This is a genomic window from Brachybacterium sp. NPDC056505 (assembly GCF_042794925.1).
Classification (GTDB): domain Bacteria; phylum Actinomycetota; class Actinomycetes; order Actinomycetales; family Dermabacteraceae; genus Brachybacterium; species Brachybacterium kimchii.
Map to the genome: position 1 here is coordinate 216,442 of NZ_JBHTSV010000002.1, position 18,442 is coordinate 234,883.

Annotated in this window: 17 protein-coding genes; 9 read left to right on the top strand and 8 right to left on the bottom strand. The window is 71.4% G+C overall.

The annotated features are described in order from the left end of the window. Positions 1–25: 25 nt before the first annotated feature. From ACFQ53_RS02710 to ACFQ53_RS02720, 3 genes are all read right to left on the bottom strand, one after another. On the bottom strand, positions 26–2,260 hold the full coding sequence (locus ACFQ53_RS02710; protein ID WP_377854968.1) for a catalase: 2,235 nt from the start codon (positions 2,258–2,260) through the stop codon (positions 26–28). A gap of 44 nt (positions 2,261–2,304) precedes the next feature. Further along, positions 2,305–3,204 carry an SDR family oxidoreductase gene (locus tag ACFQ53_RS02715; protein ID WP_377854971.1) on the bottom strand — a complete coding sequence of 300 codons (900 nt, stop codon included), beginning with the start codon at positions 3,202–3,204 and terminating at the stop codon, positions 2,305–2,307. 104 nt (positions 3,205–3,308) lie between these two features. Beyond that, the gene (locus tag ACFQ53_RS02720) at positions 3,309–3,545 is read right to left on the bottom strand and encodes an acyl carrier protein (RefSeq protein ID WP_239203655.1); all 237 of its coding nucleotides are present in this window, start codon (positions 3,543–3,545) and stop codon (positions 3,309–3,311) included. 249 nt (positions 3,546–3,794) lie between these two features. Here ACFQ53_RS02720 and ACFQ53_RS02725 point away from each other — a divergent pair, with 249 nt between their 5' ends. After that, entirely contained in the window at positions 3,795–5,021 is a 1,227-nt protein-coding gene (locus ACFQ53_RS02725; protein ID WP_377854974.1) for a cytochrome P450, read from the top strand. Positions 5,022–5,049: 28 nt separating this feature from the next. Here ACFQ53_RS02725 and ACFQ53_RS02730 read toward each other — a convergent pair whose 3' ends face one another. Then, entirely contained in the window at positions 5,050–5,286 is a 237-nt protein-coding gene (locus ACFQ53_RS02730; protein ID WP_239203653.1) for a hypothetical protein, read from the bottom strand. A 266-nt stretch (positions 5,287–5,552) separates the two neighbouring features. Continuing rightward, positions 5,553–6,125 (bottom strand): TetR/AcrR family transcriptional regulator, encoded by a 573-nt coding sequence (locus ACFQ53_RS02735; protein WP_377854978.1) that lies wholly within the window; start codon positions 6,123–6,125, stop codon positions 5,553–5,555. Positions 6,126–6,660: 535 nt separating this feature from the next. Here ACFQ53_RS02735 and ACFQ53_RS02740 point away from each other — a divergent pair. From ACFQ53_RS02740 to ACFQ53_RS02765, 6 genes are all read left to right on the top strand, one after another. Further along, entirely contained in the window at positions 6,661–7,845 is a 1,185-nt protein-coding gene (locus ACFQ53_RS02740) for an NAD(P)/FAD-dependent oxidoreductase (RefSeq protein WP_377854981.1), read from the top strand. Position 7,846: 1 nt separating this feature from the next. After that, positions 7,847–8,647 carry an SDR family NAD(P)-dependent oxidoreductase gene (locus ACFQ53_RS02745; RefSeq protein ID WP_377854984.1) on the top strand — a complete coding sequence of 267 codons (801 nt, stop codon included), beginning with the start codon at positions 7,847–7,849 and terminating at the stop codon, positions 8,645–8,647. Positions 8,648–8,774: 127 nt separating this feature from the next. Beyond that, positions 8,775–8,975 carry a stress protein gene (locus ACFQ53_RS02750; protein ID WP_239203649.1) on the top strand — a complete coding sequence of 67 codons (201 nt, stop codon included), beginning with the start codon at positions 8,775–8,777 and terminating at the stop codon, positions 8,973–8,975. A gap of 184 nt (positions 8,976–9,159) precedes the next feature. Then, positions 9,160–9,486, top strand: coding sequence for a hypothetical protein (locus ACFQ53_RS02755; RefSeq protein WP_239203648.1), 327 nt, complete (start codon positions 9,160–9,162; stop codon positions 9,484–9,486). Positions 9,487–9,607: 121 nt separating this feature from the next. Beyond that, entirely contained in the window at positions 9,608–11,248 is a 1,641-nt protein-coding gene (locus ACFQ53_RS02760; RefSeq protein ID WP_377854989.1) for an FMN-binding glutamate synthase family protein, read from the top strand. A gap of 64 nt (positions 11,249–11,312) precedes the next feature. After that, a complete protein-coding gene (locus tag ACFQ53_RS02765; RefSeq protein ID WP_377854992.1) occupies positions 11,313–13,127 on the top strand; it encodes a thiamine pyrophosphate-requiring protein in 1,815 nt (604 codons plus the stop codon). 32 nt (positions 13,128–13,159) lie between these two features. Here the strand turns inward: ACFQ53_RS02765 and ACFQ53_RS02770 are convergent, their stop codons facing one another. Beyond that, the gene (locus ACFQ53_RS02770) at positions 13,160–13,873 is read right to left on the bottom strand and encodes a GAF and ANTAR domain-containing protein (protein ID WP_377854995.1); all 714 of its coding nucleotides are present in this window, start codon (positions 13,871–13,873) and stop codon (positions 13,160–13,162) included. Between the two features lie 15 nt (positions 13,874–13,888). After that, a complete protein-coding gene (locus tag ACFQ53_RS02775) occupies positions 13,889–15,910 on the bottom strand; it encodes a SpoIIE family protein phosphatase (RefSeq protein ID WP_377854997.1) in 2,022 nt (673 codons plus the stop codon). A 336-nt stretch (positions 15,911–16,246) separates the two neighbouring features. Between ACFQ53_RS02775 and ACFQ53_RS02780 the strand changes: the two genes are divergently transcribed. After that, complete coding sequence (locus ACFQ53_RS02780) at positions 16,247–17,356, top strand: Gfo/Idh/MocA family protein (RefSeq protein ID WP_377855000.1); 1,110 nt, start codon at positions 16,247–16,249, stop codon at positions 17,354–17,356. 20 nt (positions 17,357–17,376) lie between these two features. Here ACFQ53_RS02780 and ACFQ53_RS02785 read toward each other — a convergent pair whose 3' ends face one another. Beyond that, a complete protein-coding gene (locus ACFQ53_RS02785; protein ID WP_377855003.1) occupies positions 17,377–18,093 on the bottom strand; it encodes a hypothetical protein in 717 nt (238 codons plus the stop codon). Positions 18,094–18,224: 131 nt separating this feature from the next. Between ACFQ53_RS02785 and ACFQ53_RS02790 the strand changes: the two genes are divergently transcribed. Next, a complete protein-coding gene (locus ACFQ53_RS02790) occupies positions 18,225–18,434 on the top strand; it encodes a DUF2945 domain-containing protein (protein WP_377855006.1) in 210 nt (69 codons plus the stop codon). Positions 18,435–18,442: the final 8 nt, after the last annotated feature.

Sequence of the window (18,442 nt, forward strand, 5' to 3'; positions counted from 1 at the left end):
TCGTTGTTGGTCCTCATGGTGCCGCTCACAGGCTCGAGCCCTCCTCGGGCTCCTCGGCGGCTCCGGCGGCTGGGCCGAATCGCTCCCACACGCGGTGGGCGCTCAGGAACTCCTGCGCATGGCGGACCGCCTCCTCGCCGTCGAGCCCGACGATGACACCCGCGCTGCCCGCGTACCCGGCTCCCGACGGGTCCGCCTCCGAGGCCCGGCCGGCGGACCCGAGCGCGTCGATGACCTGAGCGCCGTCGGCCCATGCGGCCACCACCTTGCTGTGCCTCCACGCCTCCTGGGCGAGCAGCACGACGCGAGGATCGATGTTCTCGACCGTGCCCGATCCGGCCTTCGCATCGCGCGCGATCGTCGCATCAGCGGCGGGCGCGGGTGCGCCGGCGAAGGCGACGGCGTCGAACTCCACGGAGCGTGCGGTCGCGAACGTGCGGTCGGCGTGCCGACCGAGCAGCACGCCCGCTCGTGGGGCGATGAGGAACGCGGTCATGCCGAGGGACTCGATGAGCTCGAGCACGGCGCCGAGGTCGTCAGGCACGTGGGTGGGATCGACGACGACGCCGACCTTTCGCCCGTCCACCGGCCAGTGCCGCCCCAGCTGCGAGAGGGCAGGGCTGGCGCCGGCGTCCGCATCCGGCGCCTGCTCGCGGCTCGGAGCGGGCAGGCCCAGGGAGTCGGCGACATCCGCGCACAGCGACGCGTCGATCCGGGCGAGGCATTCCAGCTGGCGCCGTCGCACGTCCTCGTCGGTGCACTTGCCGAGCTCGAAGGAGTACGCGGCGATGATGTGCTCCTTCTCGACGGGCGTCATCGAGAGCCAGAACATGCGCACCTGGCTGAAGTGGTCCGCGAAGGACGCCGGGCTGCGGCGCTCCTTCTTCGCCGCGGCGACCGGGATCGGGATGTCGCGGACCGCCTCGTCGGAGCCGACGGCGAACGGGCAGCCGCCGTCCAGGGAGTTGGGCTGATAGGGCGCGATGCCCGTGTGGACCGCCTGCTGTCCGTACCCGTCGCGCAGCATGTCGTCCACGGGCGCGTGCGGCCGGTTGATCGGGATCTGGTCGAAGTTCGGCCCGCCGAGCCTCGTCAGCTGCGTGTCGAGATAGGAGAACAGCCGCCCCTGCAGCAGCGGGTCGTCGGTGACGTCGATCCCGGGCACCAGGTGCCCGGGATGGAATGCGACCTGCTCGGTCTCCGCGAAGTAGTTGCGGGGGTTGCGGTCGAGCGTGAGCAGCCCGACGGGCTGCACGGGCGCGATCTCCTCGGGGACGAGCTTGGTCGGGTCCAGCAGGTCGATGCCCTCGAACATCTCGTCCTCCTGGTCGGGAAGAACCTGCATGCCGAGCTCCCATTGCGGGAACGCGCCCGCCTCGATGGAGTCGGCGAGATCGCGCCGGTGGAAGTCCGGGTCGACTCCCCCGATGATCTGCGCCTCCTCCCAGGTCAGGGAGTGCACCCCGAGCTTGGGCTTCCAGTGCAGCTTCACCAGCGAGGTCTCGCCCTCGGCGTTGGTGAGCCGGAACGTGTGGATCCCGAAGCCCTCCATCATGCGGTAGGAGCTCGGGATGCCACGATCCGACATCTGCCAGATGGTGTGGTGCTGCGCCTCGGTGTGCAGGGACACGAAATCCCAGAAGGTGTCGTGCGCGCTCTGCGCCTGCGGGATCTCCCGATCAGGATGCGGTTTGGCGGCATGGACCACATCGGGGAACTTGATCGCGTCCTGGATGAAGAAGACCGGGATGTTGTTGCCCACCAGGTCGTAGACGCCCTCGGAGGTGAAGAACTTGGTCGCGAACCCGCGGGTGTCGCGGACGGTGTCGGCCGACCCCCTCGAGCCGACCACGGGCGAGAACCGCGTGAACACGGGCGTGACACGGCCAGGGGCCAGGAAGTCCGCGACCGTCAGCGATGCGGCGTTCCCGTAGCTCTCGAAGTGCCCGTGGGCGGCCGCGCCGCGGGCGTGGACCACCCTCTCGGGGATGCGCTCGTGATCGAAGTGCATGATCTTCTCCCGCAGGTGATGATCCTGCAGGAGCACGGGCCCGCGGGGGCCCGCCTTCAGCGAGTGGTCCGTGTCCGACAGCGGGGAGCCCAGCGCAGTGGTCAGCCGTTCGCCCTGCTGGGCTTCGGAATCAGGACCCTCGACGCCCGGTGCGCCGGTGGCGGTGCGGGGCCGTGAGGGTTCTCCGGCCGCGTGCGGCTGCTCAGGGGTGCGCGGGGCGTCGGGACTGTGCGGTGCGGCGGCCATCATCGGCCACCTCCTTCGGTAGGGGGTGATGCGCTGTGCGGGGACGCTCAGGGCGTCGGCATCCCGCCGTTGACGTTGAGCGTCTCGCCGAGCACATAGCTGGATTCCGGCGAGGTGAGGAAGACGAACGCGGGAGCGAGCTCCGTCGGCTGTCCGGCGCGCCCCAGCGGCGTGCTCTTGCCGAACTCGGGGAGCGCGTCCTGCGGCTGGCCCGCGGAGACCTGGAGCGGCGTCCAGATGGGTCCCGGTGCGACCGCGTTGACACGGATCCCGCGCGGAGCCAGCTGCTGCGCCATCCCCTTGGAGAACGCGTTGATCGCAGCCTTCGTCGAGGCGTAGTGGACGAGGTGCGGCGAGGGCTCGTACGCCTGGACGGACGTCGTGTTCACGATGGTCGAGCCGGGGCCCAGATGCTCGAGGGCTGCCTGGGTGATGCGGAAGATCGCGGTGATGTTGACATCGAAGGTCGTGGTCCACTCCTCGTCGGAGAGGTCCTCGAGGCGCGGCACCGAGACCTGCTTGCCGGCGTTGTTCACCAGCGCGTCGAGTCCGCCGAGCTCCGAGGCCGCCTCGGAGACGACGCGTCGGCAGGCGTCCGCATCGGCGAGATCCGCGGGCAGCAGCACCGCTCGCCGGCCCGCGGACTCGATCACGCCGGCCACGTGCTCGGCGTCCTCGTTCTCCTCCGGAAGATAGTTCAGGGCGATGTCCGCGCCCTCCCGGGCGAAGGCGATCGCGACCGCGGCGCCGATGCCGGAGTCGGCGCCCGTGATCAGCGCTCGACGCCCCTCGAGCCGTCCGGTGCCGCGGTAGCTGTGCTCGCCGCGGTCGGTGCCCGGGATGAGCTCGGCGTCGAGGCCCGGCTCGGGCTGGGACTGGCGGGGCGGGGTGATCTCCGGGAAGCGGATGACAGGATTGCAGAAGGTCAACTGGTCGTGCTCGGTCATGGCTCCTCCTCAGGCGCTCAGGGTCCCCGGGCGCCCGACGCCTCGTCCGGGCTCTCCGGTCGGGCAGGGCGCCGCGCGGACTCGTCCGCAGGGTCGTCGGTCGGTCACTGCGGACTGGTGTTGTCCGTGCCCCCGAGGTCCGCCAGGAACTCGTGGCACGCGTGGGCGCGCTCAGCGTCCTGCTCCATCACGCGCTCGAAGAACGCGGCGATCTCCTCCTGCCCCGCATTGCGGGCGTCGCGGGCGTACTGCCCGTAGTCGTGCCCCGCCTTCAGCGAGTGGTACTGCACGGAGATCAGGTCGAAGGTGACGTCATCGAATCCGGTCTGTCCAGCGGGCATGGTGCTCCTCCTCCATCCGGTGCGCGCCGCGCCCCACGTGAGCGTCGCTGCGCGCGAGCGTCGGTGCTCAGGTGCCGAGCAGGAAAACGGCTCGGTCGGTCCAGGCTTACCAGTGCCCTTCGCCGCCCTCAATCCCGACCAGCGAAAGGCCTGGTCGAGGTGCCTTCCGATCGGTCGGCCGCCGCAGCGATCGGCGCGTATGGTGGCCGCGTCGGCGGCAGACTCCCGAACGCCGTCGCGGAGGTCACCATGAGCACCATCCCCTTCGACAGCACGATCCGGCTCCTGCGGGAGGGCTACCCCTTCATCTCCTCGCGCTGCGACGCCGAGGGCACCGACCTGTTCACCACCCGGATCGGACTGCGGCCCGTCACCTTCCTGCGCGGCGCCGATGCCGCCGCACTCTTCTACGACGGGCACCACATGTCCCGTCAGGGGGCCATGCCGCACGCCATCCAGCACCTGCTGCAGGACGAGGGCTCCGTGCAGTCGCTCGACGGCGCCGCCCACGCTCGGCGCAAGCGCGCCTTCCTGTCCCTGATGACGCCCGCCGCGATGACGCGGCTGGGAGATCTCTTCGAGGAGGAATGGGAGCGTGCGGCGCAGAACCCCGGACAGCGGCGCTCGAGGCTTGACGCCGTCGTCCGGCCCGTCCTCACGCGCGCCGCCCTGCGCTGGGCGGGGATCCCGCTCGAGCGGGCCGACGCGGAACGCCTCAGCGCCGACCTGAGCCTGATGGTGGAGCGCGTGGCGCAGTTCGGCCCTCCCAACTGGCATGCGCGCTGGCGTCGCCGGGGCGTCGAGCGCTGGGCGGCCGAGCTCGTGCAGAGCGTGCGCGCGAGCTCGCTCTCACCCGAGAAGGGCACCGCGCTGGAGGTCTTCGCGCACCACACCGACGAGCACGGTGAGCTCCTGGATCCCCGGACGGCCGCCGTCGAGCTCCTGAACATCCTCCGGCCCATCCTCGCCGTCTCCCTGTTCGTGGAGTTCGCGGCGGTCGCGCTCATCGAGCATCCCCAGTGGCGTCGCGCCTTCGCCGCCGGCGACGAGGACGATCTCGAGCCCTTCGTCCAGGAGGTGCGCCGGTACTACCCCTTCTTCCCAGCCGTCCCCGGGCGGGTGCGTACGCCGTTCACCTGGCGGGGGCACTCGTTCCGGGCGGGCGATCGGGTGATCCTCGACCTCTACGGCACCTGCCACGATCCGCGCCTCTTCCCCGACCCGGATGCCTTCCGGCCCGAGCGGTTCCGCGGCTGGTCGTGGGAGGAGCATCCCGACACGCTGATCGCACAGGGGGCCGGGCGCCATGACGCCGACCACCGCTGCCCCGGCGAATGGAGCACCGTGGAGCTCCTGGAGCGCGCCGTGCGCCTGCTCTCCCGCTCCGACGCCTCGGCGCCCGCCCAGGATCTGACGTTCCGCCTCGACCGCTTCCCCACCCGTCCGCGCAGCGGGGTGGTCCTGAACGGGCTCTGAACGGGCTCTGAACGGGCTCGCAGCGGGCTCAGGTGCTGGTGGCACCCACCTGCGCCCCGAGATCCGTGCGGGCGCAGTTCGCGCAGCAGTAGACGATCTCTCCTGCCTGCACGCCGTGCCCGATCACGCGGCACCCGCAGTGCGCGCAGCGCGGCGCCATCGCCTGGATCGCGCACTCGAAGCTGTCGAAGACGCCTCGACGCGCCCCCTGCACGACGGTGATCGGTCGGTCGTACTCGTTCTCGCAGACATCGCATCGGGCCATGTCGTCCACCCCTTCGCATGTCGGTCACGGGTCCTCAAAGCTCGCACACGATCCCCGCTCCGCACAGGGGAGGCGGCGTCGACGCGGCACGCGGGTCGAGCCCGGCGCGGTGCCGCGAGCGGCGCGGCCATCGTCCGATCGCCGGTGCGAGCAGGCGTCCGGTCCAGCAGCACGCAGCGGAGCAGGAGCATGACGCGTACGACCGACGGCTCCCTACCGTTCGGAAAGCAGAACGCCGGGGATGCCGCGCTCCGCCCCGCAGGTGTTCACGCTCCGTCGGGGCGACCCCGCAGGAAGAATCCGGCCAGGTCGTGGAGGTCAGTCATGGGCGCATCGTCGTGCGTCGGCCGCTGCATCGTCCGCACCGTCTTCTCGCGCAGCGCGAGGCTCAGCACGAGCGAGAGCAGACTCCGCGCCGCGAAGGCCGGCTCGACGCCCTGGCACAGCTCACCGCTGCGCGCGAGGCGGGCGATGCACTGCTCGAGGACGTGCTCATGCACGCGGTGGAGTCTCGCGATCCGGTACCGCCCGGGATGGTCGTGGCTCACCACGTCGGCGTCCAGCGTGGCCAGCAGCTGGATGGGCGCCGAGCACGGATCCCAGACCTCCGAGAGAGCGCGCCCGAACGACTCCGCGTCGGCGGCGAGCTCGTCGATGCGGTCCAGCGCATCCTGCGCGTGGGCCTCCATCCGGTCGACGACGGCGTCGAGCAGGTCCTCCTTGGACGCGAAGTGATGGAGCAGCCCGGGGTGCGTGATTCCCACGTGCGCGGCGATGTGGCGCAGGCTCGCACCGTGGTACCCGTACTCGGCGAACACCTGTGCGGCGCCGTCGATCACCCGCTCGCGCCGCGACCCGCGGCCGGCGGGGCTCGCGCCATCCGCCCGGCTCCGTCCAGGACGCGCCGGCGCGTCGGGCGAGATCTCAGCCGTCGGTCGCGCCGCTCCGGGCCTCGGCGTGCGATGCACCGGCGCCGGTATCACGGGCTCTGCGCCCAGCGGGGCCTCGGTGCCAGCGGCGGCCACAGGAGCCTCGGTCTTCCCAACCCCAGCGGCGCGCTCGACGCGGGGCCCAGCAGGGGGCGTGGGGGACAGCAGACGATCAGCGATTTCCGGGGTCATGACAGAGTCCTCCGAGACATCCTGCGGCTCGACGTCCTCCGAGACATCCTGCGGCTCGACGGCCCTCTGCTGGACCACCTGTGACACTAGCCCGGCTCCTGCCGGATCACAACAGGGCACTACGGCTCCGTGCCCTGATCGCATCCGACCCTGGCCCACCTCCCGGGCCCCGCGTAGGGTCGCGACCAGCGCCGACGAAGGTCGGCCTCCGTGCGGCACGCGCCGTCACGGATGAGGAGAGGAGTTGGCAGACATGACCTCCTACGACTATCTGATCGTCGGCGGCGGACAGGTGAGCGACGACGCCGCCCGCGGTGTGCGTGAGAAGGATCGCGACGGCTCGATCGGCATCCTCAGCGATGACGTCGATGCTCCCTACACCCGTCCGGCGCTCACCAAGAAGCTGTGGACCGATCCGGAGTTCACCGAGGCGCAGGTGCCGCTGGGCACCGCGGAGGCGACCGGCGCCACGGTGCGCCTCGGTGCCCGCGTGACCGCCGTCGACCCGAGCGGGCGCGAGGTGGTGACCGCCGACGGCGAGCACATCGGGTACGGGCGTCTGCTCCTCGCCACGGGATCCGAGCCGCAGGGGCTCCCCGGCGACGAGGACGAGGACGTCATCGTCTTCCGCTCGTTCGCGGACTATCGGGCGCTGCGCCGTCGCGCGCAGCCCGGAGCGCGCGCCGTCGTCGTCGGCGGGGGCTACATCGGCTCCGAGCTCGCGGCCGCGCTGGTCCAGAACGACGTGGAGGTCACCCTCTGCTATCCCCAGGAGGTCCTGGGCGGGGAACAGTTCCCCACCCGGATCGCCCGGCGCCACCAGCAGCTGTTCGAGGATGCCGGCGTGCACCTGATGCCGGGTCGGCGGGTGGACGAGACGCGTCGCCGTGCGGACGGTGCCCTGGAAGCCGTGCTCGACGACGGCACCGCGCTCACGGCCGACGTCATCGTGGTCGGTCTCGGCGCGACCCCGCGCGTGGACCTCGCGGCCCGCGCGGGCCTCGAGGTCCGGGAAGGGGTGGTGGTGGACACCCGCCTGCGCACGTCGGACCCGTCGATCTGGGCGGCCGGCGACATCGCGGAGTACCCCGATGCGATCCTCGGACGCACGCGGATCGAGCACGTCGATCACGCCCGTGCATCGGGTGACGCAGCCGGCAGGTCGATGGCGGGGGACGACGCCCCCTACGACCACACGCCGTACTTCTACTCGGCGATCTTCGGCACCTCGTGGGAGGCGATCGGGAGCGTGCGCGCCGAGCTGCGCACGCACGAGGTCGATCTCGATGCGCAGCGCATGGTCGTCTACTACCTCGACGAGCAGAAGCGTCCGGTCGGCGTGCTGCTGTGGAACGTCGAGGGGGCGCGGGATCGTGCGCGCCAGGTCCTCGCCGACGCACCGACCGACCCGGAGCAGCTCGACGGAAGGATCCGCTGACATGGACATGGGCCTCGAGGGACGGACCGCGCTCGTCACCGGCGGCGACTCGGGCATCGGCTGGCACACCGCGAGGGAGCTCCTCGCGGAGGGCGCGACCGTCGTCCTCACCGATCTCGACGAGGACGCGCTCGACGCCGCCGCGCGAGGTCTGCAGGCGCCGCCCGGCAGACTCGTCCACCACCGGGCCGACATCACCAGCGTCGAGGACCTCCGCGCGCTCGGGCACTTCGTCCGCGAGACCGTGGGCGAGATCGACATCCTGGTGCACTGCGCGGGGATCACGGGCGCACAGGGTCTCTTCCACGAGATCGACGACGAGGGGTGGGTGCGCACCCTCGAGGTCGACCTGCTCGGCGCGGTGCGCGTGACCCGGGAATTCCTCCCCGATCTCCGACGGGGCGGCTGGGGCAGGATCGTGTACCTGACCTCGGAGGACGCCGTGCAGCCCTACGACGACGAGCTCCCCTACTGCGCAGCCAAGGCGGGCGTGCTCGCCCTCGCGAAGGGCCTGTCGCGGTCCTACGCGACCGAGGAGCTGCTCGTGAACACGGTGTCCCCCGCGTTCATCCGCACTCCGATGACCGACGCGATGATGTCGCGCCGCGCCGAGCAGAGGGGAACGGACGTCGACGAGGCGATCGGATCGTTCCTCGAGGAGGAGCGCCCTCATCTCGAGCTCCGTCGGCGCGGTCGGCCCGAGGAGGTCTCTGCGGTCGTGGCATTCCTGTGCTCGCAGCGCGCCTCCTTCGTCAACGGGGCGAACTACCGCGTCGACGCGGGGTCGGTCGCGACCATCTGAGCCGACGGGCCCGACTTACCGCTCGGTCCCCAGCATTGCCGAGAGCTCCCTCGCCTCCTTAGCGTCGAAGACGAGCAAGGAGCTCACGCCGGTCCTTCGACTGGTGCACGACACGAAGGAGATCGACATGGCTGACACGAACAACCCCGGGCAGTTCGGCAACCGCGAGGACACCGAGCAGCAGGCCCACAAGGGCGGCGAGGCGAGCACCGGCAGCTTCGGCGAGTCGAACGCCGCCGACCCGCAGGAGGCCGGCCGCGAGGGCGCGGAGGCACAGCCCACCGAGGCGAAGCGCGAGGGCGGCCGCAACAGCGGCCAGGGTTCCTGACCCGCACCGCGCTCCGGTCGACCGCCGGGCGGCGGGCCGCACAGCGGTCCGCCGCCCGGCGCGTCCGTGCCGAGCGCGCGCGTCCAGTGCGCTGCCGCCCCGGGCACGAGCCCACGATCCGAACCACGGTCGCCGCGCCATCGAGCGGAAGCCCGGCGCTCCGAGCAGAACGAAGGCCTCCCACATGTCCCACAAGATCTCCATACTGGTGCGCGCGGACGTCGACAGCGAGGTGGTCACGATCCTGGTGACCGGCTGCCTCACCGGCGCCACGCGCGAGGTGCTCGCGCGCCAGATCGAGCGGGCCCGCCTGCTGGACCCCGCCTCCCCGCTCGTCGTCGATGCCCGAGACGCCCAGCACGTCGACCCGATCGCGCTCCAGCTCCTGCGCTCCCGGGTGGACAACCCGGAGGACCAGGACACCCGATGGCACCGCTCGGTCCCGGTGCGCTTCCTGCTGCCGTCGCCGCTCCCGCGCTGCCCGCTCGACGAAACCATGACACCGTCATGAGGCGCCGCACCCAGGGCGCGCTGGGTTCGGACACCACCCGATGCGCCGCGCCTGTGCAACGATCGAAGGGATCATCGGCGCTCGATGGCGCCGCACACCCCGACGACGAGGTGCACGCCCCATGACCTCCCGACGCCCTTCCCGCGCCGCTCTCGGCCTCGCCACGACCGCCCTGGCAGCGGCCGGAGTCGCCGCGCTCGGTGCGCGGGACCTCCTGCAGCGCAGGCACTCGATCCTGCGGATCTACCCCGTGGTGGGTCACGCGCGCTGGGCCTTCGAGGCGATCCGGCCCGAGATCCAGCAGTACTTCATCGAGAGCAGCACCGATGGCCGTCCCTTCGACCGGGACACGCGCACGATGATCTACCAGCGTGCCAAGGGCCTCGGGGCGGAGGACGCCTACGGCACGCAGAACGACATCACGGGCGCGGGCTACGACCACATCCTGCATGCCTCGAGCCCTCGCGAGCCGCGCAGGACTCCCCCGCGGGTGCGTCTGGGCGGGCCCGACTGCACTCGCCCCTACGACACGGCGATGCTGAACGTGTCGTCCATGAGCTTCGGGTCGCTGTCTGCGAACGCCGTCTTGGCGATGAACCTCGGCGCAGCGCTGGGCGGCTTCGCCCAGGAGACCGGGGAGGGGGGCCTCACGCGGTACCACCTGGAGCACGGCGCCGACGTCATCTGGGAGATCGGCACCGGGTACTTCGGCTGCCGCACGCCCGAGGGCCGCTTCGATCCGGACGAGTTCGCCCAGAAGGCCGCGGAGCCTGAGGTCAAGGGCATTCTCATCAAGCTCAGCCAAGGCGCGAAGCCCGGTGTGGGCGGCGTGCTCCCCGCTGCCAAGATCACCCCGGAGATCGCGCGTGCGCGTGATGTCCCCCAGGACCGCGACTGCGTCAGCCCGGCCGCCCACAGCGCGTTCTCCACCCCGGCGGAGATGATGCGCTTCGTGGCGCGGCTGCGCGAGCTGACCGACGGCAAGCCCATCGGCCTGAAGCTCTGCGTGGGCGACCGCTCGGAGGTGCTCTCGATGTGCAAGGGCATGCTGGAGACGGGCATCACGCCGGACTGGATCTCCGTGGACGGGGCGGAGGGCGGCAGCGGCGCCGCCCCGCTGGAGCTCGAGGATCATGTCGGCACCCCGCTCACGGACGGCCTGGTGACCGTGCAGAACGCCCTGGTCGGCACGGGCCTGAGGGACCGGGTGGCGATCGGCTGCTCGGGGAAGATCGCAGGCGGCAACGACATCATCCGCCGCGTGGCACTGGGCGCGGATTTCTGCAGCGCCGCACGCCCCATGATGATGGCGACCGGGTGCATCCAGGCCCAGCGTTGCAACACCAACACGTGCCCCAGCGGAGTCGCCACCCAGGATCCCCGCCGCTCACGTGCCGTGGTCGTCCAGGACAAGGGGCCCCGGGTGATGCGCTACCAGCGGGCCACCGTGCTCTCGGCGATGCAGCTGCTGGCGGCGATGGGTCTCGAGTCGTTCGATGACCTCGGCCCACGCCATGTGCTGCGGCGCATCGATCCGGCGCGCGTGATGACCTTCGAGGAGCTCTACCCCTGGCTCGAGGAGGGCGAGCTGCTCGACGGCGCCCGCGACGCCGCCTGGGCCCATGACTGGGAGATCGCCGACGCCCATCGCTTCCGGGGCGCCCGCCCTGCACACCAGCGCCATCGCAGGCATAGGCGCGACACGGACCGTGTCGACGACCGATCCGAGGAGCGCCCGGAGGGCGCCCCACAGGACAGCTGAGGCCGACACCAGGCCTTCTGCACACCAGGGTCGCGCCACCCCGCGACCGGAGAAGGAGAGCATCATGGCCGAGACCACCGTCAGCGACTTCGTCATCGACCGACTCATCGCCTGGGATCTCCACCGGTTCTACGGGTACCCGGGCGACGGCATCGGAGGGTTCGACGGAGCCCTCGAGCGCGCCGAACGCTCCGGAAAGGACTTCCGGTACATCCGGCCCACCCACGAGGAGATCGCCGCGTTCCTGGCGACCGCCCACGCGAAGTTCACCGGCGAGGCGGGGGTGTGCATCGCAACGTCAGGACCCGGTGCGGTCCATCTGCTGAACGGCCTCTACGACGCGCGCATGGACAACCAGCCGGTGCTCGCGATCGTCGGCCAGCAGGCGCGGGTCTCGATCGGCACCGACTTCCAGCAGCAGCTGGACCTCGAGCGGCTGTTCCAGGACGTCGCGGGGTACGTCGAGACCGTCACCACGCCGATGCAGGCGCAGACCGTGCTGGACCGCGCCCTGCGCATCGCGACGGCCGATCGCTGCCCGACCGTGGTCATCCTCCCCGCCGACGTCCAGGACGAGCCCATGGAGGAGCCCGCCGACGCCCACTTCGTCTCACGCACCGGCATCGGGCGTCCCTCCACGCGTCTGCTGCCCCCGGCCGACGAGCTCCGTCGCGCGGCCGAGGTGCTCGGCGCCGGATCGAAGGTCGCGATGCTCGTGGGCGCGGGCGCCGCAGGCGCGACCGACGAGGCGCTCGCCGTCGCGGACCGACTGGGTGCCGGCATCGTCACGTCGCTGCTGGGCAAGGACGTCGTCCCCGGGGACGTGCGCCATCACACGCAGCAGGCGGGTCTGCTGGGATCGCGCCCCAGCTACGACATGCTCAAGAACTGCGACACGCTGCTGATGGTGGGCTGCAGCTTCCCGTACACCGAGTTCCTCCCGGCCACCGGGCAGGCGCGCGGCGTCCAGATCGACCTCAAGGCCCAGAACCTCAGCCTGCGCTATCCGATGGAGGTGAACCTGCTCGGGGACGCCCGCAGCAGCCTCGCCGCCCTGCTGGAGCTCCTCGAGCGCCAGTCGGACCGGTCCTGGCAGGAGGGCATCGTCGACGGCATGCGCGAATGGGACCAGGTCACCGCCCGCCTGGCCGCGACGAAGGCAGACCCCATCAACCCGCGCCTCGTGTTCCAGGAACTGAACGAGCGCCTGCCCCGGAGGGCGATCGTCACCGCCGACGCCGGCAGCACGGCCGACTGGTACGGCCAGCACATCCGGCTGGGCCGCGACATGCAGGGCAGCCTCTCGGGGAGCCTGGCCTCGATGATCGCCGCGATGCCCTACGCGCTCGCCGCGAAGTTCGCCCACCCCGACCGGCCCGTCGTGTGCACGATCGGCGACGGCGCCTTCCAGATGCTGGGTATGAACGAGCTCCTCACAGTCAAGCGCCACTGGCACGAGTGGGAGGATCCGCGCTTCATCGTGATGGTGCTGCACAACGACGATCTCACGCAGGTGTCGTGGGAGATGCGCGAGGCCGGCGACCCCCGCTACGACACCAGCCAGCTGGTCGAGGACATGGACTACGCAGGGTATGCGCGGCTGCTGGGCCTCACCGGGATCAGGGTCGAGGACCCGGCGGATGTCGGACCGGCCTGGGACCGGGCCCTCGCGGCCGACGGGCCCGTGGTGCTCGACGTGCTCACCGATCCGAACGTGCCGCCGCTGCCGCCGCACGTCACCCTCGACCAGGCCCGCTCGATGGCGCAGACCCTGCTCAAGGGCGATCCGGCCGAGCGCCGGGTGATCGTGGAATCAGCCCGCAGCGTCGCAGCGGAGCTGTTCGCCACGGCGAAGGACACGCTCACGCGCGATCGCTGAAAGACGCGCCCCGTGCGCCTCCTTCGCCGCTCTCAGGCATCGTCCTTCGTGGGGAGGGCGCCGCTCTCGGTGACGTCCCGGGCGATGTCGCGCAGTTTGCGGTTCAGGTGGTTGCTCGCGAGGCGCAGGAGGTCGTAGGCCTCGCTCTCGGAGATCCGGTGCAGCGCCATGAGGATCCCCACCGCGGCGCCGATCTGCCGGCTGGTGGTGAGCGCCGCCCCCAGCGTCGCGGCACGGTCGGCGCTGTCGGCATGGGCGATCATCACCGACGCGTGGATGGCGAAGAGGCTCGCGGTCGCGACGGCCTCGTCGTCCAGCCCGTCACTCGAGGCGGAATAGAGGTTGAGCGCTGTGGGCGAGGGATCGTCGAGCAGGTGGAAGGAGAGCGCGCCGCGCACGGGGCTGTGCTGGAGGACGTGCTCCGTGAAGCGCGGCCACCTGGTCTCGTGCGCGAGGTCCCGGCTCAGGACGGGCTCGTGCGTGCGCGCGGCGTCCAGGCAGGGTCCCTCGCCGAACTCGTACTGACACTCGTCGACCTCCCGGACGACGTCGTCGAGGCGGGTCAGGCTGTAGGCGGGACGGTCCTCGGGGCGCACGGTGATGCCCGCCCAGTCGCAGCCGTCGATGGAGGACGTGGCGAGGTCGACCAGGCGCTGACGCGCGGTCGATGCCGCGCCGCCGGCGTGGAGGAAATCGCTGAGGTCGCGGAAATCTCGGGCGAGCTGCTCGATGCTGTCGGGAGGCATAGGAGGATTCTCCTCTCAGGAACCTGGTGCCGTCGGCCCAGGGTTGCGGGGCGGGCCATCGTCGATGCGGGGCTCGCTCCAGGGCAGTCCGACGACGTCGAGCACGGACTGCGCGGGCGTTCCCGGGGCGGTGACGAGGCACAGCTCGCGGCCGTGCGCGATGTGGTGCGAGCGCTGGTCGAGAAGTGCGCGCACGGCCGAGCTCGCGAGCAGCTGCAGGCCGGTGAGGTCGAGCGTGAGATCGCGGAAGCCGCCGCGGCCGCTGCGGTCGAGCTGCTCGGTGAGGTGCTCGGTGGAGGAGATGTCGGCGCTGCCGCTGAGCACGAGACGGGACGGGTCGCGCTCGTCCTCGGTGATCTCGAGCCCGTCGTGATCATCACCCGGGAGGGACGGTGAATACTCCTGGGGCGAGGCGAGATGGGGCGGATGCCCCAGCACTCGGCGCATCACCACACGGGTTCCCGGGTCGCCGGGACGGCCCCGGTGCGCGATCTCCAGGCCATCGGTGACGGACTCCGCGATCCACAGTCCGCGCCCGCTGGTGGCGGAGAGCCGAGTGTCCTCGTGCCAGCTCCCTTCGTCGGAGACGGAGAACTCGAGCACCCCGTCCTCGCCGACCGCCGCGTCGATTCGCACAGCCCCGGGGTCCTGGTCCACGTAGGCGTGCTCGATCGCGTTGGTGATCGTCTCGGTGGTGGCGAGGTCGAGTCCACGGAGCTCCTCCGGCGAGAGGTCGAGCGGCCTCACCCACCGGTACAGCCGCTCCCGCGCCTCGAGCAGTCCCTCGACGGTCGCGGGGACCACCACCCGCACCGGCCGCTGCGGGAAGACCAGCACGTGCGCTGCGAGCGTCGTGATGTCGTCGTCGTACCCGGTGCGCGAGAGCAGCTCGACGGCGAGTTGGCAGATCCGCTCGGCGGGTGACGACGCAGAGCCCTCGGGCTGGGTGGTGTCGCGGACGGCGTCGCGGATCACGTCTTCCAACGCGGTCAGGCCCTCGTCGAGGCTGTGTCCGGCGCGCTCGATCAGCCCCTCGCTGAACAGCAGCACCGTCTCTCCCGGCCCGATCTGCGCCGAGGCCGGGCGCACGGGACCACCGGTTCCCAGCGGGGTCCCACCGCTGGGCGCGAGCTGTCGACTCGCACCGTCTGCGCCCACCAGCAGCGGTGCTGGATGCCCGCAGGTGATGTAGTCGATGCGGCCTACGCGCACGTCCAGCACCGCTGCGCAGACGGTGCTCGCGCGGATCTCTGAGCTGCGGCGGGCGATCTCGTCCACGCTCCGCAGGACCTCCCGGAGGTCCGAGGTTCGTGTGAGCGCCTCCGCGAGGACCGCCCGGAGCCTCCCCATCGCCGCCGTCGCCGCCACACCGTGGCCGACCATGTCCCCGACGACCAGGGCCAGACGGCCGCCCTCCAGCGGGATGGCGTCGAACCAGTCACCGCCGGCGGCCTGGTCGCGGTCCGCGACCAGGTAGCGGGCGGCCGTGCGCACTGCCGGCAGAACGGGGAGCGACGGAGGCAAGAGGGCCTTCTGCAGCTCGACGACGGTCTCGTGCGCCTCGTCGTACCGGCGTTCCGCCGCGGCCGTCACGGACTCCGCGCGGCGGCGCTCCAGCACCCTGTCGGTGACGTCGATCTGCTGGAGGATGACCCCAGTGACCTGACCCTCCGCATCCTTCTGCGGTGTCAGCACGAAGTCCCGGTAGGTCTCCCACGTGCTGCCGTCGCCGGCGGCGGGAGCCATGCGCCATTCGTAAGCTGTGGTCTCCTCGCCCGTGCGGCAGACCTGCTCCACGATCTCGAACAGCTGCTGGCCCTCGAGTTCCGGGAATGCTTCGCGCATGGTCGTGCCCACGAGGTGCTCGCGTCCCGTGAGCCGCCGATACGCGGCATTGGCGGCGACGACGCGGAGCTGCGGGCGGTGCAGGATCACGGTGGGCACGGGCAGGTCGTCGAAGCCGTCCCGCACTGTGCAGGGCTCGCCGACGCGGCGATCGAGATCTGCCCGGTCGCTGGGCTCGTTGCGTCGTGTCATGCGCGTCCACCTCCCGGGGGCGGTACGGTGCCGTCGCGGGTCGAGAACGGGCCGGGACGCTCTCGGAATGAGGGCAGACCGGGCCGTCGCGAGCACTCCGTGCGCGATCGGACGCCCACGAGCATGCCACGGGGCGCCGCCCCTGGGAACCGTCGCCGGTGAGGCGGGCCGCCCAGAATGCGCGAAGCGGGTGCCCCCGCTCGACCCGGACGACGCGGTGATACGCTCGCCACAGTTATCTATAGACCCGAAATCAACTCCTCGCGCCGGGGCGACCCGTCACCGGACCGAGGATTCCGGGTCGCCTGTCAGCGCCGACGGAAGGGCCGCTCCCCCATGACCTCTGAGAACACCCCGATCCGCGCCGGCGTCGTCGGCATCGGCTGGGCGGGCCAGCAGCACATGGCCGCCTACGACGCCGCGCCCGGCGTCGAGCTGGTCGCGATCGCCGGCATGGAGGACGACGTCCGCGCCGAGCTCTCCGAGCGCTACGGGATCGAGGCGACCTACCGCGACTGGGAGTCGATGGTCGCTCGCGGCGATCTCGACGTGGTCAGCGTCGCCGTCCCCACCTTCCTGCACGCGCCGATCGCGATCGGGGCGCTGCGCGCGGGCGCCCATGTGCTCAGCGAGAAGCCCATCGCCCGCACCGGCGAGGAGGGCCAGGCCATGGTCGACGCCGCCCGCGAGGCCGGCCGGGTGCTCGAGGTCGTTTTCAACCATCGTCGGCGCGGGGACATCGAGGCGATCGCGGCGGCCGTGGAGGACGGCACCGTCGGCCGTCCATACCACGCGCGCGCCATGTGGCTGCGCCGCGCCGGGATCCCCGCGCTGGGCAGCTGGTTCACCAATGCGGAGATGTCCGGCGGCGGCCCTCTCGTGGACCTCGGCGTGCACGTGCTCGACTGGACCCTCCACATCATGGGCGAGCCGCGCGTCACCGCCGTCTCCGCCGTCACCCACGCCGAGCTGGGCCCGCGGGGACTCGGCGGCGCCGTCGGCGGGGCGAAGTCCGGCGCCGACTCCGCCTACGAGGTCGAGGACCTCGCGAGCGCGCTGCTGCGCCTCGAGGGCGGCGGCTCGATCATGCTCGAGACCAGCTGGGCGACGCACCGCGCCACTCCCGACGAGTTCGGCATCACCCTCTACGGCACCGACGGCGGGGCCGACCTGAAGGTCGAGGGCTACGCGCCCTCGGGCGAGCTCACGCTCTTCACCGGCGACGGCGAGGACGCGATCGACACCCCGATCACCGCGCCGGAGGGCCGCGGGCACGGCGCCGTGGTCGAGCGCTTCCTCGAGCACGTGCGCGACGAAGCATCCTGGTCGCAGCACGACGGCAGCGTGGGCCTCAGCCGCGCCCGCATCGTCGACGCCTGCTACGCCTCGGCGCGCCAGGGCCGCGAGGTCCGCCTCGACGAGAACGGGGAGATCCTGGGCGACTGAGCCCGGGGCACCGGGGCTGATCAGCCCGCATGCTCCGAGCGCAGCAGGAGAAGCGACTGCAGCCAGGAGTGGTGGGTGCTGGTCAGCGCCACGATCCCGTCGACGATGACCACGAGGCCGCCCAGGGACAGCAGCCCCGAGAAGATCGGCAGCAGGATCCGTCGGCGCGGGCCGAAGAAGTTCTCGAGGGCGCGCAGCACCCGGGTGTGCAGGCCGAACTGGGAGAGCACGGTGACGGTGACCAGCGGCAGCTGGTAGATCACGTTCCAGGCCACCAGCAGCACGATCTCCTCGAGGAGGCTGTGGGTCTGCATCGCCAGGCCCACCGCGATCGTGAAGGTCGGGTCAGCGAACGTGGTCAGCGAGAGCAGCAGGCCGCCGACGGCGAGCGAGCCCACCTGGTCGATCGTGTGGTGGTCCTTCGGCGGGCGCGGGCGCAGGGCGCTGCGGCACTGGTAGGCGGCGAAGCCGAGCAGCGCGCACCCGACGACCAGCTGGATGACCGAGACCCGCGTGCCGGAGTCGAGGACCGGCGCGAGCCAGCGGCCGACGAACACGAGGATCGGCTTCAGCACGAGCGTCACCGCGAGCACCGCGACCGCGTATCCGCCCAGGAAGTACAGCAGGTGCAGGGGGCGCATCCCGCGCGCGAGGAACGTGGCGGCGATGACGCCGCCCAGCACGTCCATGGTGACTACGGCGAGGCCGAAGAAGGTCAGCAGGCCCGCGAGCGTCATGCCGCCGAGAGTACAGGCGCTGCGTGGCACGATGGATCCGCCGAGGGGACGAGGATCGGGGCCGACGATCGGCCCCCGGTCGGACTCGGGACGGTCCCTCGTCGGACTCCTCGGCCGATGGGAGGCGCACGATGACGCAGTTCGCGAAGGGCGACCACGTGCAGTGGAACTCGGAGGCCGGCAAGGTCTCCGGAGTGATCACCGACGTCCACGAGAAGGACGTCGAGTTCAAGGGACGCACGCGGCACTGCAGCCCCGAGGATCCCCAGTACGAGATCCGCAGCGACAAGACCGATCACGTCGCGATGCACAAGGGCGGGGCGCTGACGAAGATCCGGTGACGCGGCGC

Bases quoted from the DNA above. Each gene is read 5' to 3' on its own strand.
- ACFQ53_RS02710 (WP_377854968.1), bottom strand. From the start codon at position 2,260: ATGATGGCCGCCGCACCGCACAGTCCCGACGCCCCGCGCACCCCTGAG.
- ACFQ53_RS02715 (WP_377854971.1), bottom strand. From the start codon at position 3,204: ATGACCGAGCACGACCAGTTGACCTTCTGCAATCCTGTCATCCGCTTC.
- ACFQ53_RS02720 (WP_239203655.1), bottom strand. From the start codon at position 3,545: ATGCCCGCTGGACAGACCGGATTCGATGACGTCACCTTCGACCTGATC.
- ACFQ53_RS02725 (WP_377854974.1), top strand. From the start codon at position 3,795: ATGAGCACCATCCCCTTCGACAGCACGATCCGGCTCCTGCGGGAGGGC.
- ACFQ53_RS02730 (WP_239203653.1), bottom strand. From the start codon at position 5,286: ATGGCCCGATGCGATGTCTGCGAGAACGAGTACGACCGACCGATCACC.
- ACFQ53_RS02740 (WP_377854981.1), top strand. From the start codon at position 6,661: ATGACCTCCTACGACTATCTGATCGTCGGCGGCGGACAGGTGAGCGAC.
- ACFQ53_RS02745 (WP_377854984.1), top strand. From the start codon at position 7,847: ATGGACATGGGCCTCGAGGGACGGACCGCGCTCGTCACCGGCGGCGAC.
- ACFQ53_RS02750 (WP_239203649.1), top strand. From the start codon at position 8,775: ATGGCTGACACGAACAACCCCGGGCAGTTCGGCAACCGCGAGGACACC.
- ACFQ53_RS02755 (WP_239203648.1), top strand. From the start codon at position 9,160: ATGTCCCACAAGATCTCCATACTGGTGCGCGCGGACGTCGACAGCGAG.
- ACFQ53_RS02760 (WP_377854989.1), top strand. From the start codon at position 9,608: ATGACCTCCCGACGCCCTTCCCGCGCCGCTCTCGGCCTCGCCACGACC.
- ACFQ53_RS02765 (WP_377854992.1), top strand. From the start codon at position 11,313: ATGGCCGAGACCACCGTCAGCGACTTCGTCATCGACCGACTCATCGCC.
- ACFQ53_RS02770 (WP_377854995.1), bottom strand. From the start codon at position 13,873: ATGCCTCCCGACAGCATCGAGCAGCTCGCCCGAGATTTCCGCGACCTC.
- ACFQ53_RS02775 (WP_377854997.1), bottom strand. From the start codon at position 15,910: ATGACACGACGCAACGAGCCCAGCGACCGGGCAGATCTCGATCGCCGC.
- ACFQ53_RS02780 (WP_377855000.1), top strand. From the start codon at position 16,247: ATGACCTCTGAGAACACCCCGATCCGCGCCGGCGTCGTCGGCATCGGC.
- ACFQ53_RS02785 (WP_377855003.1), bottom strand. From the start codon at position 18,093: ATGACGCTCGCGGGCCTGCTGACCTTCTTCGGCCTCGCCGTAGTCACC.
- ACFQ53_RS02790 (WP_377855006.1), top strand. From the start codon at position 18,225: ATGACGCAGTTCGCGAAGGGCGACCACGTGCAGTGGAACTCGGAGGCC.